The organism is Barnesiella sp. WM24, from assembly GCF_004570975.1.
In the GTDB taxonomy this organism is placed as follows: Bacteria; Bacteroidota; Bacteroidia; order Bacteroidales; family Muribaculaceae; genus Muribaculum.
The window spans coordinates 293,293-310,163 of the sequence record NZ_SPPC01000003.1 but is presented as its reverse complement, the minus strand read 5'-3'; the positions used below and the strand labels follow the sequence as shown (position 1 = coordinate 310,163).

Genomic DNA, 16,871 nt, shown 5'->3' with positions numbered 1-16,871 from the left:
TCGCCATCGTGTTCTACCAGGAAAATTCCGTTTTCTTTACCTTCCGATACTTTCAACGCATAAAAATCTGATGAATAATTCACAAGGATTGGATAATACTTATCTTCTCCATTAGGAATCATTTCCTTTACAGACTGCGTAAAACTTTCGTATTCAGCATCCCTAATGAGAAGATAACCGGGTAAGAAATCCATCAATCGTTGATCTTCAATTTCATAGTATGTACCACTTACTTTAGAGTACAATATATTTAATGATTCCGGGAGAATTAAAGACGACTCTTTATCCTTAGCAATACTCAAGGAATAACCCGGTCTTAATTCATCAGACAGACTAATAAATTCATCTATTAAATAAGAAATTTCTTTTTTCATTAATTTTTTTCGTTAAAATGTTGCTAATTCTTCCGCAAACAGTCCTATCGTCTCTACTATTCAAGTCAACTGACTGACTATCTTTTTAACAAACTCAGTTTTTGCTTCAGTGTATCCATCACGATTGTTCCTGTATTCAGGTAGTAGCGACAGCTTCAACGTTTCATACTCTTTGGCAGATTCCGGGTGCGCTATCAGATAGTCGCGAAATAGGATTTCATCATTATCACCGGTCCTGTGCACGTGGACATGAAACACTTTATCGGCATATCCGGAAGGTGTGTAACCTTTATTGAAACTGATGTGACTTCCAGATTCTGACATATAGATATAGCCATTGCGTTCCAATATTTCTATTATCGGTAGCCATTCGATTCCCGGAGAAACCTCTACAAGAATATCCACTATCGGTTTAGCCTGAATGTCGGGAATCGCAGTACTGCCGATATGGTTGATTATTGGACTATATTCGGAAAGAGCTGACGACAGCCATCGTATTTCCTCCTCGCCCCAAATTGACCATAGAGGGTTATGCGGAGTCAGAACTATCGGAAACAACTCCCATAGTTCCTCAAGTGTCATATCCTGCAACCGCTTATCTTGCATTGGGAATTAGTTTCTTTATCGTCCATGCCATATTCTCGCCGAGGTTACGCATATTCGCCATCCCTTCCTCATCGTTGAGTACATCACCGATGTTCTTGCCATAGACCATATTCCAATAGGTGGAGCCTACGACAATCATTTCCTTGTTGAGCATGAAATGATTCATGGTGTCGACCGTTGTCATTGCGCCACCGCGACGCACTGCGGCAACCGACGCCCCTATCTTATGGCGAAGAATTCCCGGATTGGTTGCAACGACAACACCCCCACGCTCCAGAAAGGCTTTCATCTTTGCAGATACATCCGCGGAATATACCGGAGATCCGAGAACTATGCCGTCCGCATCTGCCATACGGCTGAATATCTCTGCAAATCCATCATTCGCAAACACACAGTTGCCTCTGCCTTTACAAGCAAAGCATCCGCGACACGGCTGTATTTCATATTCAGCCAATTGTATCAGCTCAGTTTCGATACCCTCCTTATTGAGTTCATCAAAGACCTTGCTGATAATCAGGGCTGTGTTGCCGCCTTTTCGGGCACTTCCGTTAATACCGATTACCTTCATGGCTTGTAATTGCATTTTACCTCGTCGATTGATTTGCCGCCGATACCGAAGTTTTCATCGGGCAGTTCTTTGATGGTAACGGTGAAGAACTGCTCCGGGATATGGGTTATCTCGGAGGCCGTTGCAGTGAGTCGTTCAATCAACTGCTTCTTCTGTTCAGCGGTCAGTTTGCCGCTCTCGATTGATATGTAAGGCATCTTTAGTTATGAGACTTTTGGCGGTTTGACATTATCTGTTCAAAATTCTCGCGTCCCCAGTTGAGCAGGGCCTCGACATGAGGCAGAAGCGTTCTGCCGAACTCCGTCACTGAGTATTCTGTGCGGGGAGGCACATCCGGGAATAACTCACGGCGGATAATGCCGTCGGTTGTAAGCTGACGAAGCACCTGCGAAAGCACTTTCTCCGAGACCGACGGGATATTGCGGTACAGCTCGTTGAAGCGCACCGGCTCGTTCTCTGAAATCTTTACGAGAACCACCAGTGCCCACTTGTTGCCCAGCCATTCGAGCATCGGAGCAGCCTTGCAATATTCGTAGTCAAGTTTTTTAGCCATAACAGGAGTTGCAAAAAGACTGATTAAGAGCAATGCAAACTTTTCGGTAAGGGTCAAACTCTTAGGTAAGTCATTGATTCCACGCTTATAATCATCTAATTTTGCACTACGAAGTTACAAAAAATAATCGAGATATGATATATCCGCAACTACATTTCACAGGGCAGGTATGGCGTCCGCCATACGAGGCGAGTTCCCAGCTTCTTCAGATTACGTCAGGCTGTACATGGCACAAGTGCAAATTCTGTAGTCTTTATCACGGCACACCGTTCCGTATGTCACCGCTGTCAGAGGTGGAGGAAGACTTGAAAGTCATCAGTCAGTGGCAGCCACGTGCCCGGCGTGTCTATCTCACCGGGGCAAACCCTTTTGCATTGAGCTACAGCCGGCTTATGGATGTGGCACTTCTGCTGAGGAAATACCTCCCTCACATGGTGTCGTTCGGAATGTTTGCCCGCGTGACAGACATCGCGCCAAAGTCGGTAGAGGAACTTAAAAATCTCCGTCACATGAAGCTCGACAGTATCAACATCGGCATTGAGACAGCCCACGACGAGACCCTTACAAGAATGAACAAGGGTTACCGCGCATCGGACATTCTTGAGCAGCTGTCGAAACTCGACGAGGCAGGAATCCGTTACAACGTATTCTATCTTAACGGACTCGGAGGAAAAGGGAAAGGAGTGGAAAGTGCCGTAGCGACAGCTGATGTCCTTAACCGGCTCCATCCGTGTATCATCAACATCGTATCACTCACGATATTTCCCGAATCACAACTATATCAGGAGGTCATAAACGGGACTTATGTGGAAGAGCCGGAAATCGAAAGACTAATCGAGATACGCACACTGATTGACCGACTGAAAATAAAGGTCAACCTACTTGGACACCATGTTTCCAACACTGTACCTGTAACGGGGGCGTTACCCTACGACAAGGCGGTGTTGCTCCATGAATTTGACAATGCGATAGCCGAGTTTCCAGAAGAGGAACTCAAGGCATATCGCAACAGGATATGGCATCTGTAAATCCGGAACTTATATTTTCTACAAGATTAGTTTGGTGTCTTGTGCTAAAGATTTGACTTGTAAGAATATAGATATTTCCACGATTCATGAGAAACCGGGATTTCAGCTGCTTTGAAGAACTTGCCATCATGTGACCTGTATTTTTCTGCTTCATAAAAATGACACATACCTATTCCGCAGTCAAGCACAGAAGCGTCACTTTGAGGTTTATAATAAAAATGTACGGTATCACCGGCGACAAGCGCTCTCCACGGCTGCGAATTGGTTGACGACGGAGCAAGACGCATCATCTCAAGAGCAACACCAAACCGACTTTCTACGGATAGCGGGTGCTTAAAGTCTTCATCATAAAACAATTCTCCAAACGGTTTACGATTTTTACTTCCGAGCGACAGACGTGTGATTCTCTCCATCATACTCTGTTTTGCCGGAACCCCCACAGGACAAATGACTTTTAGTTTCTCGCCATCGCTCCATGTCAGCCCGTCATCAAATGTCGATCCCTTGAACGTGGCGGCAATCCAGCAGGTGCCGAGTCCGAGTTGCCATGCCTTCAGAACTACCTGTTCAAAACGAAATCCGGCAGTGAGCGCTGATGCCTCGTCATCGCCTATGCCAAGCAGAAAGAAATCGACGGCACCCTTTATCATGCCGTAAGTGCTTGGTTTATATCCATCTTTTATGTCAAATTCTTTAAGACGGATAGTGACATTGCCGCCAAAAGGGCTTGAAGATTGTTCTACTGCATCCATCAATATCTTGCGGTTGCTCCCGAAGAGTGCCTCTCCATTAAAGCTTCTTACCGAGCGGCGTGATTTTATAGCGTCAAGTATATCCATATTTATTTTCTTTTTTTCAAAAACGGAAAATCATAATTTAAGTTCAACCCGGATTGAAGGCAGGCAGTTTTCATTTACTTGAAATTAGAACGACAGCAATGAAAAATGTATTGTATTGAAAGCGAAGCGTTATTAAATAATTTACTATATTTGCAGTTATCGAACGTTAATAGACACATCAGCTTGCAATGATACACGCCTTTATTTTCAGCCCGTCAGGGACAACCGCAAAGGTAGCAAAAATATTTATAAATTATCTTGGAGCAGAAACCAAGACACATGACCTCACATTAGAAGAATCGGGAAACATTAATCTCAGCGCTGAATCCGATGTGGCTGTATTCGCCATGCCGGTTTATGCCGGAAGGATTCCTGCCCTTGCCGCCAAACGCCTCCAGACTGTAACCGGTAACGGGCAGAAAGCGGTCGTGATTGTCGTGTATGGTAATCGCGACTATGATGACGCGCTGGTGGAACTTGGCGACATCGTTGCTGCGCGAGGATTTAAAGTGATTGCCGCAGGCACGTTTATAGCCCAACACTGCATTTTTCCCAAGGTGGCGACAGGACGTCCTGATGCTGATGACGAGAAAATACTATCGGCATTTGCCGATAGTGTCTCACAGAAAATTGCCGGTGAAGGCTTGCTTGACCTTAATGCAATAAAGGGAAACCGACCATACAAAAAGGCAGCGGGAGTGCCCCTTCACCCCAATGTTGATAAACAGAAATGCAACAGTTGTGGCAAATGTGCCACGCAGTGTCCTACCCGTGCCATTGATTTAAAAAATCCCACGCTCACAGACGGCAAGAAATGTATGATGTGCTGTAGGTGCATCAATGTATGTCCCAATGAAGCACGCTATCTTGGCGGCATGCTTTACAAGATTGCCGGATGGAAATTTGTCAAAGACAACAGCCGCCGGCTTGAACCGGAGTGGTTTGTCTAATCCATACATTTAAACCAATAACATTACTGACAATGAAAATCAGACCTACGGTAAAGAAAGCACTTTTTGCATTCATAGTTTTATTGCTTATGGCAGTGGTGTACGGGGCAATTATAGCCTTGTGCAATCAATATCTGCGTGAAAATGAAATGCTGACCAAATCTACAAAATTTATGCTCAGTGCGTTCATGTTTCTTGGCTATTATTTCATATATAGATGGTTTTCAAAACGTCTTGATGAAATTTCATATAATAAAAAATGACCATGGCTGCGAAATTCAAAATTCTGATAAGAAGGATTGCGCTAAGTCTTTGCGCATTTCTACTTCTGATTGTGGCATTTACAGTTTATGCAAACGTCAAGGTAGAAAATGCCGCAGAGAGCCGCATATATTTTTCTGCGGACTCGTTTCCCCGCAATAAAGTGGCTCTGTTGCTTGGAACAAATCCGCTGAATAAGCTTGGGCGCCCCAATTCCTACTTTACCACTCGCATAAATACGGCAGCAGAGCTGTATCATGCCGGGAAGGTCGATTTTATCATCGCGAGTGGTGACAACCACACAAAGAAATATGACGAAGCAACAGCTATGAGAGACTCTCTGATAGCTCATGGAGTGCCGGAATGTAGGATTATTCTTGATTTCGCCGGATTCAGGACTCTTGATTCTGTCGTAAGGGCAAAGGAGGTATTCGGTTGCGATTCGATTACTATCATATCCCAGTCCGATCATGATGCAAGAGCGCTGTATATTGCTGATGCCAACGGGATAAAAGCGGTTGCAATAGCTGCTCCGCTGCGAGCCGGAAGATTGGTGCGCAGCCGCCTTGCCTTGCGCGAATGGCTTGCCCGCGACAAGATGATACTTGACCTTTGGTTTGGCAAACAGCCTCATTTCCTTGGGGAAAAGATTGAGATTACCGACATAATGCCGCAAAAAAGCTATGCCACGGCTGAAGGCGTGACAATGAAAATAGTAAGTCCCGAGGTCATACAAAACCCGATAGATTCACTTGTCGTGGAGTTTACCAACAGTCGTGACGAGGAGATGACTACAGGGGAATGGTATAGAATAGACGTTAAATCTAATCGGCGAAATTGGATTCCGGCTCCTTACTCAAAAAAGTATCATGACCTCTTGGCAAAGGGAATGGAAGTATGTTTCAATGACATAGGACACTCGCTAAAGCCCAATGGTTCATTCCGATTGACAGTAAGGCCGTGGCTTTATGATCTGAGTGACAAGTCTGCCACATACCGTCTTGTCAAGACATTCAGTTATCCGCCCTATCCTATCCAGAAGAGTGATACGGTATATGTTGAGTTTCAAATAAAATAAAATCACAGTCATCCACAAAAACGGCTCAGAGAATGAAAAAGATATTTATATCGTTGACGGCATTGCTTATGTCAGTCATCGTTGCAGATGCGCAAAATAACACCCCTAACATGATAGAGGTAACAGGTTCGGCGACATTGAATATAATCCCCGACCGCATTTCAATCGAGATAGGCATGGAAGAATACTTTAAACAGAAGACATTTGGCGACAGTACAATCGTGAAATTGGCTGACATTGAAAAACGCATCAGAAAAACTCTTCGCGATGCCGGGGTGCCGGATTCTCATATTATAGTCTCTGACTTGGGAAATTACAGAGACCGTGATGTTTCAGCTACATTCCTGATGGCTAAACGGCTCTCGGCTACTGTCTCCGACTTCAGTCAGATAGAGTATATATCCGACCGTCTTGACCGAAATGGCATCACGGCTTTCAATATCACCAAGACCGACTGCTCCGATATGGCGCATTATAACAGGGAGGGACTAAAGTCGGCGCTTGACGCCGCGCGACAAAAAGCCGAGTTCATAGCTGAAAACGAAGGGCTGCAGATAATTGCCCCTTACGAGATAATTGAAACAACAGGCGATCCATCGGGATATTCGACATTCAGTAACGTTGCTTACAGCGGAGGCTCCGGTATGGAGAATCTCCGCCGTATCGTCCGCCGCTATAGCGTCAAAGTGCGTTTTATTTTCTCTGAAAGGCAGTAACGTCATGGACATCGAGAATCTGTTGGCTCAACGTGTCAATTTGCCGGAAATAAAAAGTGTTGCATCGTGGGCTTCAGGCTCCAGGGAAAAGATAACAATGCTTTGGAATTTAGCACAATCAAACGACAGAATGACGAGCGTAAACTCGCTATGGTCGATGACTCATCTGCCTCAAAAGGATGCGGAATGGCTGGTATCAATACGAGATGACATGATTGACATGTTGCTGACAGAGACCGATACAAGCAAGAAACGCATGCTCTTGCAACTCCTTAGAGAGCAAGAATACCGTGTGGACGAGATAAGAGCGGATTTCCTTGACTACTGCATGTCGAAAATCAATTCCGAGTGTGAGCCTTGCTCAATCCGATGTTTCAGCACATATGCCGCTTACAAGATGTGCCGCCATTTTCCGGAATTGATTTCTGAACTTGAACACCATCTTGGCTTGATGCAATATCAAGCGCTATCGCCAGGTATTAGGAGTGCGCAACGACATATAAAAGCAAAAATCGAAAAATTGAAGAAACAATGAAAAAGCGAGTAGAACTCAGTTCATATTGTCTGATTATATCAGCGCTTTCAACTGCTCTGATGTGTGGAGTGCTTGTGTATGCACTGAAACAGCCTGACGACGAGTTAGCAATAGGAATTTTAGTAGCAGTGATTATCCTGCTGTTACTGTCAACTCTTTTCTACATGCCGCTATACATATCCTTGGATAACGGTTGCCTTAACATTGTCAGACCGCTGAGAGTAAAATCCATACCGTTGTCTAAGATTGCTGATGTCAAACTATGCCCTCCGACTATGGGCGCAATCCGTATTTGTGGCAGCGGAGGATGGTTTGGCTGGTATGGATGGTTCCGCGAGAAGGATCTTGGCAAGTATTTCGCTTATTACGGTAAAGCTTCCGACTGCTTCCTTGTAACCCTTGACAATGGCAAGAAGTATATGCTCGGCTGCAAAGACGCCCCCGAGATGGTTAAGGAAATAGCTAAAACAATAAACGGCTAATAAGGAATTGTAATGATAAACAAACGCAATCTAACTATAGCCTCTTTATTTGACGACAAGCATATAGCCGAAGCCACGCTGGTTGATGATAGAAATTGTGGGGTCGTGACGCAGGGCTCGGCGTAGTTTGTGGATGTAGCCATGCAGGGAGTTGCGGTTGCTTTGTTCATCGCGCTGCCATACGGCAATCATCAGTTCTGAGGCATCGACAGTCTTGCCGATATTTGTGGCCAGACGTTCAAGAATCTTGGCTTCAAAGTGAGACAGCTCTGTCTCTTTGTCGCCAAATGACAATGTCTGGGTCGTTACGTTAAATATGTATGTTCCAATTGCAAACCGGATATCCTCGGTGCGATTGTCACCATATCTTCTTAATAGCGCCTTAATCCGCACTATCAGTTCGCGGAGTTCAAAGGGCTTTTTAAGATAGTCGTTGGCTCCGATTTCAAAACCTTGCTCAACATCATCTATTGTGCTTTTTGCGGTGAGAAAAAGCAATGGTACAGTCGGCGACAATTTCCTTATCTCCTTCGCCATAGTGAACCCATCCATTTTGGGCATCATGACATCAGCCACGACTATATCGGCAGCTTCGGTCTTGAATTTCTCAAGCCCGTCTTCGCCATCAACAGCAGTGACAACCTCATAGCCTTCTCCGCGCAGAGTGTCGGCGACAATCAGCGTCAGGTCTTCCTCATCTTCTACAAACAGTATCTTATTGCTCATCTTTGCTGAATTTAATAGTGAACACCGAGCCTTCACCTTCTGTACTCTTGGCCTCAATATCCCAGCCCATTTTGTCGAGAATACTCTTTACATAATATAGTCCTATGCCATAGCCACGGACATCCTGACGGTTGCCATGCGGAACGCGGTAGAACTTATTGAACAGGTAGGGAATGGATTTTGACGGAATGCCGATGCCGTTATCTCTTACCGAAAGATCATGGCTGTCGCCGGTTACCGTTATCTCAACGCTATCTCTGGAGTATTTGATAGCATTGTCAATCAGATTGTTCAGTACATTTGCCAAGTGCGCCCTGTCTGCCTCAATGGTGGTATTTTCGGGAATATTAACATTGATGGTTATATCCTTATCTCCTCTCATACGCTGGGCTGCGGCGATTTCTTCTGCAAACTCGCGTAACTGTATATCTTCAGGTCTGAGTTTCATGGTTTTTCGACGTTCCATACTCATTGCAAGGATATTTTCCACAAGTTCGCCAAGTCGTTTCAGTTGCTTGTTTGCAATCGTCAGATACTTTGTCTTTTTGTCGGGGTCGTTGGTTATGTCATAATTGAGCAGAGCGTCATTGGCTGAATATGCTATGGCAATAGGCGTTTTCAATTCATGGGTCATATTGCTGACAAAATCATCTTTCATCTCCTCAATGGTGCGCAGTCGCGAGACTGTGCGGAACAGATACCAAAACGCCAGAGAGAATGCAACCATCAGAAGAAATACCGTAATAATGATTCCAAACATCTGCGAAAGTATATGGCGGGTTAGTGGTGTCATATATGCCTTGTAATATATTCCCTCGTCAGGATTGATATTGAAGCTGAATGAATCCAATCCTGATTCTCCGTTGAATTTGGGATTGCCGCAAATCACGGAATCGTTACTGTTGACAACTTCCACACATAGGAAATCCGGATATATGAACCTATTGGAAAGTTGATTATATAAGACGCTATCCATAACCTCCATATCGTAAGGGATGTATTTATCCATTATAGCGTGAAATTGCCGGCTCATAGCATCAACCATCTGATTGGAATAGGACGAGTTTTCAGATAACATTGCGCGCTCTTCAATAACAGTTCCGTCGGCTTCAGTCCGGACTGATATGAGTTGACCGTTTTCATCTTTATATGTTGATGCTTCTGCTTTTCTGGGGGCATTATATTCTTCAATGTCTTCCTGCATTTGTACATTTGATGCCAATGCCTGCGCCCTCCCTGCCCGATACATTAGGTCGTCAATATCAGCATCAGCCAAAGCAGTCATTACATCGCGTTCGACATCTGTCCTGATCGAATTGTAAAGGGATATGAGATAATAGACATTGCAGCTGAAAATAACTGCAATGACAACAATAAACGTAGTCGAGATTGTCTTAAAGCGTTTCATAATGCGAAGTTACTAATAATCCGTCACACAATTGTTTAGGAACACTTCAATTTAAGACTAAATAAGGGAGCATTTAAGACTAAATAAGGTTGAGAATTATCTGCCAAAGACCATTTGCCTGTAATTTTGCATCAAACAAAAATTAAACAGCTATGAGGAAAGGCATATTATTCGCTTCATTCATTACGTTCATATCGGCTGTGGCACAGACGGAAGCAACTGATACAATTTCTACCAGACAGCTCGATGAGGTTGTTGTAAAGGGAGAGAAACCACAAGTCAAAGGTAAGGACGGAATTATGGTAGTCGACCTCCCCGGAATAGTCAAGGACAAACCGGTTAACAATATTCTTGAAGCCCTTGGCTATATGCCCGGCGTCACAAACAACAACGGTATGATATGGCTCACGGGAGCTTCAAATGTCACTATTATTCTCAATGGCGAGCTTACCAATATGCCGCTCCAGAATCTTTATCAACTTCTCTACAACACTCCGGTTGACAGGCTGAAAAACGTGGAGATTATGTATTCCGCCCCGGCTAAGTATCATGTTAATGGTGCCGTAATCAACGTGGTTCTGAAAACTCCGACGCCTCTCGACGGCTTGCAGGGACAGGTCAGAGCCGGATACAATCAGGCTCACTATGGTTCGTATGGCGGTGTACTTGCAGCCACATACGCTGTAAAAGACTGGACTTTTGATTTGAATTACGGGCTGTCGCGCACCAAGTCTTGGAGCCGCGAGGAAACATGGTCGAATCATCTTTATGATGACGGACGAACTATGATTGAGGACGACATGCGGCGTATTGGTCAGAACTGGAGCAATACCATATTTGCCTCCGCTTCTTGGAAAACACTCAAACTCACTTACAACGGTCAGATAATCTCCGATTCAAAGAGTTGGGGACTCTCTTCGGGATCATTGGGCAACTATACAAATGCCTACAATATGCTGTCGCCTGTCGGCTATCATAATATCGCCCTGCGCTACACGACGCCATTTGGCATGACAATAGGCGGCGACTACACCCGCTATTCCGAAAACCGCTCACAGTCATTGTTTAAGGACACAGACTACCTTCTTGGCTCTGAAAACCGTCAGGATATTAACCGTTGGCATGCATATATTGACCAACAGCATCAGCTTGGACAGTGGCAACTGAACTATGGCGCGGAATATCAACACTCAAAAGATCACAGTTCACAACACTACGCAATGTCCGACAATCCCGATTTCGATGATATTCTCAACGAAGATGTGGCGAGTTTTTACGTCGGCACAGAACGGTCTTTCGACTGGGGACTGTCGTTCAATCTTTCGGCAAAGGGTGAGTATTATTACAATAAATATCAGCACAACTGGAATTTCATTCCTCAGTTCGGGGCGACTTACTACAAAACACCCAAAAGCATATTTCAACTGAACTTCAACACCCAACGCATATATCCCTCATATTGGGAACTACATGGCGGCACGAGCCACATTAACGACTACTCGACAATTGTCGGTAATCTCCAGTTGCAACCCTATATTCAATATGATGCCCAGTTCAACTATATCCTCAGGCAAAAATATGTAGCGACCTTCTATTTCCAATATGGCGACAAGACCACGGTGCAGCTTCCTTACCAATCGCCGGATGCCATGAATCTCATCTATCAGACCATCAACATGAACTATAAGCGCGTTGTCGGGCTTAATCTTTATGCGCCTTTTGGTGTAGGATATATCTGGAATGCCACGGCCACAGCCAATGTTTTCAATCAGCGGGAGAAAGCCGACCATTTTCATGACATCGGCTTTGACAACAGCAAGTGGATATTCTATGGTGAATTTAGCAATTCTTTTAAGTTCAGTCAGAACTGCCCGGTATCACTGACCGTTGATTTCAGCTACATCTCGCCATCTTTGCAGGGTATAGCCGACTTATCGAGTATATGGAAAGTCGATGCCGGCGTAAAATGGCAGTTCGGAAAGAATCGATGCTGTGAACTTGATTTGAAAGCTGATGACATTTTCAATAAATGGTCGCCAACCATGACTATCAACCATGCCGGTCAGGATTACCGGATGAAAGTGCGCGACATGACCCGCAACCTCAAACTGACATTTATCTGGCGATTCAACGGCTTCAAGCCCAAAGACACGAACATTGACACATCTCGCTTCGGCACAGGAAAATAGCGACAAAAAAGGAGCGCCATTTGGCGCTCCTTTATATCGTAGGGTTACTTTATGACAAATTTCCTTGCAAGATATTTGTTTCCGGAATTAAGCCGCGCAATCACAATTCCCGGAGACAAAGAAAGCCTGTGTCGCTCATGCCGACTATCGCTTATGACGTCACTTACAGAATATAATTTTGAGCCTGAGGCATTAAACAAGTCAAGACGATAGTCACCATCACATCCCGCACCAAAAGTCACTGTACATATGCCATCGGGCGAGATATAGATATCCATGTCGTTATCGACGATAATATCATCAGTCGACGCAACTTCCGCCCAACGGTCAAGTGTCATCGTAGCCGCATTCTCGATATATCCCGTCTTACAGTCAAGCACATATACTATTACATTAATGCCTTTCATGTCATCGGGACAGTCGGCTACCGGAATGCTCCATGACGCGCTATATTCACTGTAAGGCTCCACAGCGTCGGGTATTGAACCGGCTATTCCGGTAAATGCATATTCCGACGGAAGTGTCACATCATGAAATTTAACCATGTCGGCAGAAACGTAAGAAGGCAGATAATAGAATCGCTTACCTGTGGGCCCGGTCATGTTATTGGATTGATAAAACATCATCCCTTCCGGCTGCTCATCGTAATCACGGGTCAGCATCCAACCTACACGGTAGCGGTCGGTCGAATTATCGACACCAAGAGCCGACATGACATTCACATTTACGTTCAGACGTTCACCATCTTTCTCAAGACCGGCAAACCGTACATGCCAGGATGTCTCAGCCTCATACTCTTTTTTAAATTTTGAGTCATTGCTGCTGGCTGTGGAATTGTTGCGATTCAACTTGAAATATGGAGCTGCATAGAACCCCAGTTTATCCCACATGTCACGTTGCCCCAACGCGTCATCAACATGAGTCTCTACCGCTATTAATGAATTGCCATAACGAGACTTCAGCGACTCAAGCACCAAAATTCCTGAAGGACAATTGTTACACCACATTCCGGTGCCCTTGTCAACAAGTAATGTGCGACGGAAATAAGAGGTAAAGAAACTGTCGTCATGTATAGCAATCTCGTCTCCGGAACTGTCTATGCCAGATATATAATAGTGGGTAGACTTATTGAGTTCTGACGGAATCTCAAACATATAGTCAATCTTGCTCCCTGTGGCAAATGCACCATTGACCGGCATCTCATCGGCGACTTCATCGTCAACCTTACATACAAGTTTTACAAGATCCAGCGTCATGCCAACATTTGAGATCACGCCGTTTACACTGACTTTCTCATCGGACAACCCCGCATAACGCCGGGTGAGGTCAGTAACCTGAAATGCCGGTGCTGTCATCTCCCCTACCTCTACATCATCTATCACGAGTAGATAACCTGAGGCTGACGTCGCGACAAACCCTACATTAATCTCCTTTCCGTCATAGGCATCAAGCCCGACAGTATGTACAGTCCAGTCATATGACTCCCCTTCAGAGGAAAAGATGACCTCTTCCTTGCCCTCAGGCGTAACGACTATGACCTCATATGATTCCGGGAAATCGGGATGTGCAGAGCATGCCCCCCATCTCACCACTACATTTTCGCCTGTCACCGTAATTTCAGGAAGCAGAAGACGATTGTTCTGAACGCCGCCTTTTTCGCTGCGCGTAGGGCTGACTACCACATATCCTTTATTGCCATACCGGTCTACAGTCCATCCATTGTCGGTCAATCCATGCTTATAGCATTTCTCGTCAAGAGCAAGCCCGTCGACATCCTCCACTGTGACTCCCTTGGGAAAATCACCATAACTGATATCAAGCGTGTACAACAAATTTGTCGATGTCACGGGCAACCATGACATCGACAATATACCACATAATAATGTGCAACGAATACCTTTCATGCTCATTTATTTAACAAGCACCTTCTTTACGACATCATCAGCCTTAACGACATAGACTCCGGAAACCACATGAGCGGTAGCGGAACTGCTTACCTTACGACCGTTAAGGTCATATACAGCAACTGATGCAGCGCCTGCGACATCGATACGTCCTTCCGACACGATAATAGTCACGCCGTCAGCGCCTATTACATTGTCGATGCCGGCAACGAGAGGTTCGTCAAGCACTACTATGGCGGGGAAATACTGATATTCTCCTGTCCCCTCGTTGAGCTCGGCGGTATTGATTCCAAGCACCTTGCCATCAGACGAAACGCTGCGCACAAATGTAAAAATGCGGTCGGTGGTGAAGCCAAGTTCCTCAGTGATTTCCTTCTTTTCACCGTTTACAAGCATACTGCCTCCGTTGGCAAATACGATGTCGGCATTTCCAAGACCTATGGCAAAATTGGTAAATCCGGTATTGTCGGTCCATTCATCTTTACCATAATTATATATAGTCGCTCCGTTTTCAAGGTCACCCGACCCGTCTTCCTTTACATTGAAAGCCCTTGTGCGGTAACCATAGAAATTACCTTGCGCGTCGACCGTTGAAAACTCGCCTGCGAAATATTCACCGGTCTCTCCGTCGCGATAGCCGTCGACAGTTGAGTAATCATAGTAGAATATATTCGGGTCGTTCGGGTCATCAGTAAAATATTGCTTGCCATTCTCATCATAAGCACCATATTGTCCCCTATAAATCAATGGCTCACTATATGTGCTTATCTCATTCCAGAATTTGAGCTCTCCATTCACTATCAAAGCAGGCACTTCCGAACCTATTCCACAATACAGTCTGCCACCGATTATGATGTCATCACCGTTGACATACAGACATTTGGTCAAAAATCCCTGATGGTCGGGAAGCTTAATGTAACTATAGTCGATAAGAGTCCATCTGCCGTCATCATTCTTTTTCCATATGCAGGGATAATATCTCCCTTTTATCTCAGACGTAGGATCATTTATAAACTGGGTGCCTGCAATTATCTTGCCGTCGGGAGTTATACAGTTGGCCTCGGCAGTGTTTGCAACGGCGGGATGGCATGGAAGAAGCGTCCACTCGCCATTTTCCAGCACACATGGACGGTAAACACCACCGGGCTGCTTTATATATCCCACAACAGTACCGTCATTGGCAACTTCATAAGCCACGGACTCACCCGGCAAAGCCTGAAATGTCTCAGGATCGTCGATATTCCATATATAAGACAAGTTCTGTTCATAGTCGCCCATAGCAACATACTTGCCGTTTAATGAAACGTGTATCTCTTGTGCGAGATCGTCGGTGGTGTAGACTTTTGGCTCAGCATTCACCATCAGTGCAGGTGCTGACAGAATAGCACCAGATAGAAGTAAATTTTTAATCATTGAATGATATGGTTTAGTTGAATATTTTTTAGCAAAATTGCATTTATGCAACAAATTTAGCAATTTAATATTGAAATGCTAAACATTTCAACCAGTTTTTACACCAGTTTTTACACGAGTCAACCAAATACAAATCAGAATTCGTACAGGCGCATGTTTAGATTAAGCATGAAAGTCGTAGCGCCGGTGTGAGGCTGGGCAATAGCCACCCCTACACCGAAACGGCTTACATTCACTCCCGCACAGGCAGAGAAGCCGGAAAGGAAACTCCGGGAATATGTACTCATATCAGTGCGTATCTTGTAATTATATCCGACTCCTACATAAAAACGGTCGGACGGCGCATACTCCGCCGCAAACACAAGATGCCTGAAAAGATTGGATGCAAACGACTCCTTTTTCTCAAAAGCGACCGATGTGCCGTCACCGACATCAACATAGGGAAGACTCCACTTGGTAAGATTCCATGCCGTTACCGATATACGGAAAGGTATCGAGCCCAACCCTTTAGTAAAACCGAGCCTTACATCGACAGGGAGCCGGTCGTAAGTCTCATTGAAACGCTTTAGCTGACCGCCAAGATTTGCCACGACAAAAGAAAGCGACAAATCACGCTCGTCGTCAAAATAATTCAGACCAAGGTCGGTTGCCACTGCAAACGCGCTATATTTGTCATATGATGAATAAATTCCTTTCAGCGTTATACCGCCACGCAGATAACCGGTTATGTCATGAGAATAGGAAGCGGAGAAGCATATGTCCTTAGGACTGAACGTACCTGTGACAACACCCGTCTCATCGGCGCTTTTCATTGACCCGTAACCAAAATACTTGATTCCGGCAGCCCAGGCGCCATGATCACCGGCAGCCATGCCATATCTTACGCCTGCAAAATTAGATTCTCCGAGATAACGCATATAGTCGACGCCCATCTGCTTTTCTATCTCAGGGCCTAAAAGTGCAGGATTCTGGTCTATGACATTTATATCATCTTCAATTATGGAAATATTGACACCCCCAAGTCCATATATGTGGCTTGAAGAGGTAACGTCAAGAAAATTGTATGCCGTGGATCCGTCGGCTGCGTTTGCCGCGATTCCGCCAAGACACAATACTATATATGATATGACACTGCGAATATTCATAACTGTTAAGGTAAACGTATTTCATCGCGCCATATTGCATGAACAACCGTTTAATTTGCTAACAAACCTGAAACATCGCTAAACAAATGCAAAATA

At 44.9% G+C, this 16,871-nt stretch carries 19 protein-coding genes; 8 read left to right on the top strand and 11 right to left on the bottom strand.

Annotated elements, in window-relative coordinates; all coding sequences use genetic code 11:
- The 5 genes from E4T81_RS04660 to E4T81_RS04640 all read right to left on the bottom strand — a co-directional run.
- Window positions 1–374, bottom strand: a 374-nt coding sequence (locus E4T81_RS04660) for a hypothetical protein (RefSeq protein WP_209308156.1), incomplete at its 3' end; no start/stop codon positions are given.
- A gap of 60 nt (window positions 375–434) precedes the next feature.
- Window positions 435–980, bottom strand: coding sequence for a GrpB family protein (locus E4T81_RS04655; RefSeq protein ID WP_135041883.1), 546 nt, complete (start codon window positions 978–980; stop codon window positions 435–437).
- Window positions 970–1,563: a flavodoxin family protein gene (locus E4T81_RS04650; protein ID WP_245207006.1), complete on the bottom strand. Its 594-nt coding sequence runs from the start codon at window positions 1,561–1,563 to the stop codon at window positions 970–972. The genes E4T81_RS04655 and E4T81_RS04650 overlap by 11 nt, the downstream gene beginning before the upstream one ends.
- Window positions 1,545–1,745, bottom strand: coding sequence for a 4-oxalocrotonate tautomerase DmpI (dmpI, locus tag E4T81_RS04645; protein ID WP_135041879.1), 201 nt, complete (start codon window positions 1,743–1,745; stop codon window positions 1,545–1,547). Before dmpI ends, E4T81_RS04650 begins: the two co-directional genes overlap by 19 nt.
- A gap of 2 nt (window positions 1,746–1,747) precedes the next feature.
- Window positions 1,748–2,101, bottom strand: a complete 354-nt coding sequence (locus E4T81_RS04640; protein ID WP_135041877.1) for a helix-turn-helix domain-containing protein — start codon at window positions 2,099–2,101, stop codon at window positions 1,748–1,750.
- A 134-nt stretch (window positions 2,102–2,235) separates the two neighbouring features.
- Between E4T81_RS04640 and E4T81_RS04635 the strand changes: the two genes are divergently transcribed.
- On the top strand, window positions 2,236–3,129 hold the full coding sequence (locus tag E4T81_RS04635) for a radical SAM protein (protein ID WP_135041875.1): 894 nt from the start codon (window positions 2,236–2,238) through the stop codon (window positions 3,127–3,129).
- A gap of 44 nt (window positions 3,130–3,173) precedes the next feature.
- Here the strand turns inward: E4T81_RS04635 and E4T81_RS04630 are convergent, their stop codons facing one another.
- Window positions 3,174–3,968, bottom strand: coding sequence for a nitroreductase family protein (locus E4T81_RS04630; protein ID WP_135041873.1), 795 nt, complete (start codon window positions 3,966–3,968; stop codon window positions 3,174–3,176).
- A 188-nt stretch (window positions 3,969–4,156) separates the two neighbouring features.
- Here E4T81_RS04630 and E4T81_RS04625 point away from each other — a divergent pair, with 188 nt between their 5' ends.
- Genes E4T81_RS04625 through E4T81_RS04600 form a run of 6 tightly spaced genes read left to right on the top strand, consistent with a single transcriptional unit; the run spans window position 4,157 to window position 7,990 of the window.
- A complete protein-coding gene (locus tag E4T81_RS04625; RefSeq protein WP_135041872.1) occupies window positions 4,157–4,918 on the top strand; it encodes a 4Fe-4S binding protein in 762 nt (253 codons plus the stop codon).
- 32 nt (window positions 4,919–4,950) lie between these two features.
- A complete protein-coding gene (locus E4T81_RS04620) occupies window positions 4,951–5,181 on the top strand; it encodes a hypothetical protein (RefSeq protein ID WP_135041870.1) in 231 nt (76 codons plus the stop codon).
- 2 nt (window positions 5,182–5,183) lie between these two features.
- A complete protein-coding gene (locus E4T81_RS04615) occupies window positions 5,184–6,257 on the top strand; it encodes an ElyC/SanA/YdcF family protein (protein ID WP_167761694.1) in 1,074 nt (357 codons plus the stop codon).
- Window positions 6,258–6,289: 32 nt separating this feature from the next.
- On the top strand, window positions 6,290–6,973 hold the full coding sequence (locus E4T81_RS04610; protein WP_135041866.1) for an SIMPL domain-containing protein: 684 nt from the start codon (window positions 6,290–6,292) through the stop codon (window positions 6,971–6,973).
- A gap of 4 nt (window positions 6,974–6,977) precedes the next feature.
- Window positions 6,978–7,508: a hypothetical protein gene (locus tag E4T81_RS04605; protein WP_135041864.1), complete on the top strand. Its 531-nt coding sequence runs from the start codon at window positions 6,978–6,980 to the stop codon at window positions 7,506–7,508.
- Window positions 7,505–7,990 carry a PH domain-containing protein gene (locus E4T81_RS04600; RefSeq protein ID WP_135041862.1) on the top strand — a complete coding sequence of 162 codons (486 nt, stop codon included), beginning with the start codon at window positions 7,505–7,507 and terminating at the stop codon, window positions 7,988–7,990. Before E4T81_RS04605 ends, E4T81_RS04600 begins: the two co-directional genes overlap by 4 nt.
- 45 nt (window positions 7,991–8,035) lie before the next feature.
- On the opposite strand, the gene E4T81_RS04595 is transcribed toward E4T81_RS04600, so the two are convergent.
- Both E4T81_RS04595 and E4T81_RS04590 read right to left on the bottom strand, forming a co-directional pair.
- The gene (locus E4T81_RS04595) at window positions 8,036–8,716 is read right to left on the bottom strand and encodes a response regulator transcription factor (protein ID WP_135041860.1); all 681 of its coding nucleotides are present in this window, start codon (window positions 8,714–8,716) and stop codon (window positions 8,036–8,038) included.
- Complete coding sequence (locus E4T81_RS04590) at window positions 8,706–10,124, bottom strand: sensor histidine kinase KdpD (protein WP_135041858.1); 1,419 nt, start codon at window positions 10,122–10,124, stop codon at window positions 8,706–8,708. The genes E4T81_RS04595 and E4T81_RS04590 overlap by 11 nt, the downstream gene beginning before the upstream one ends.
- Before the next feature lie 152 nt (window positions 10,125–10,276).
- Here E4T81_RS04590 and E4T81_RS04585 point away from each other — a divergent pair, with 152 nt between their 5' ends.
- Entirely contained in the window at window positions 10,277–12,313 is a 2,037-nt protein-coding gene (locus E4T81_RS04585) for an outer membrane beta-barrel family protein (RefSeq protein ID WP_135041856.1), read from the top strand.
- A gap of 44 nt (window positions 12,314–12,357) precedes the next feature.
- On the opposite strand, the gene E4T81_RS04580 is transcribed toward E4T81_RS04585, so the two are convergent.
- The 3 genes from E4T81_RS04580 to porQ all read right to left on the bottom strand — a co-directional run bounded on the left by E4T81_RS04580 (window position 12,358) and on the right by porQ (window position 16,775).
- The gene (locus E4T81_RS04580; protein WP_135041854.1) at window positions 12,358–14,217 is read right to left on the bottom strand and encodes a choice-of-anchor J domain-containing protein; all 1,860 of its coding nucleotides are present in this window, start codon (window positions 14,215–14,217) and stop codon (window positions 12,358–12,360) included.
- A 6-nt stretch (window positions 14,218–14,223) separates the two neighbouring features.
- Window positions 14,224–15,630, bottom strand: a complete 1,407-nt coding sequence (locus E4T81_RS04575; protein ID WP_135041852.1) for a hypothetical protein — start codon at window positions 15,628–15,630, stop codon at window positions 14,224–14,226.
- A gap of 134 nt (window positions 15,631–15,764) precedes the next feature.
- Window positions 15,765–16,775 (bottom strand): type IX secretion system protein PorQ, encoded by a 1,011-nt coding sequence (gene porQ / locus E4T81_RS04570; protein ID WP_135041850.1) that lies wholly within the window; start codon window positions 16,773–16,775, stop codon window positions 15,765–15,767.
- Window positions 16,776–16,871 lie beyond the last annotated feature (96 nt).

Bases quoted from the DNA above. Each gene is read 5' to 3' on its own strand.
- E4T81_RS04575 (WP_135041852.1), bottom strand. From the start codon at position 15,630: ATGATTAAAAATTTACTTCTATCTGGTGCTATTCTGTCAGCACCTGCA.
- E4T81_RS04630 (WP_135041873.1), bottom strand. From the start codon at position 3,968: ATGGATATACTTGACGCTATAAAATCACGCCGCTCGGTAAGAAGCTTT.
- dmpI (WP_135041879.1), bottom strand. From the start codon at position 1,745: ATGCCTTACATATCAATCGAGAGCGGCAAACTGACCGCTGAACAGAAG.
- E4T81_RS04635 (WP_135041875.1), top strand. From the start codon at position 2,236: ATGATATATCCGCAACTACATTTCACAGGGCAGGTATGGCGTCCGCCA.
- E4T81_RS04585 (WP_135041856.1), top strand. From the start codon at position 10,277: ATGAGGAAAGGCATATTATTCGCTTCATTCATTACGTTCATATCGGCT.
- E4T81_RS04650 (WP_245207006.1), bottom strand. From the start codon at position 1,563: ATGCAATTACAAGCCATGAAGGTAATCGGTATTAACGGAAGTGCCCGA.
- E4T81_RS04580 (WP_135041854.1), bottom strand. From the start codon at position 14,217: ATGAAAGGTATTCGTTGCACATTATTATGTGGTATATTGTCGATGTCA.
- E4T81_RS04615 (WP_167761694.1), top strand. From the start codon at position 5,184: ATGGCTGCGAAATTCAAAATTCTGATAAGAAGGATTGCGCTAAGTCTT.
- porQ (WP_135041850.1), bottom strand. From the start codon at position 16,775: ATGAATATTCGCAGTGTCATATCATATATAGTATTGTGTCTTGGCGGA.
- E4T81_RS04600 (WP_135041862.1), top strand. From the start codon at position 7,505: ATGAAAAAGCGAGTAGAACTCAGTTCATATTGTCTGATTATATCAGCG.
- E4T81_RS04640 (WP_135041877.1), bottom strand. From the start codon at position 2,101: ATGGCTAAAAAACTTGACTACGAATATTGCAAGGCTGCTCCGATGCTC.
- E4T81_RS04605 (WP_135041864.1), top strand. From the start codon at position 6,978: ATGGACATCGAGAATCTGTTGGCTCAACGTGTCAATTTGCCGGAAATA.
- E4T81_RS04610 (WP_135041866.1), top strand. From the start codon at position 6,290: ATGAAAAAGATATTTATATCGTTGACGGCATTGCTTATGTCAGTCATC.
- E4T81_RS04655 (WP_135041883.1), bottom strand. From the start codon at position 980: ATGCAAGATAAGCGGTTGCAGGATATGACACTTGAGGAACTATGGGAG.
- E4T81_RS04620 (WP_135041870.1), top strand. From the start codon at position 4,951: ATGAAAATCAGACCTACGGTAAAGAAAGCACTTTTTGCATTCATAGTT.
- E4T81_RS04625 (WP_135041872.1), top strand. From the start codon at position 4,157: ATGATACACGCCTTTATTTTCAGCCCGTCAGGGACAACCGCAAAGGTA.
- E4T81_RS04595 (WP_135041860.1), bottom strand. From the start codon at position 8,716: ATGAGCAATAAGATACTGTTTGTAGAAGATGAGGAAGACCTGACGCTG.
- E4T81_RS04590 (WP_135041858.1), bottom strand. From the start codon at position 10,124: ATGAAACGCTTTAAGACAATCTCGACTACGTTTATTGTTGTCATTGCA.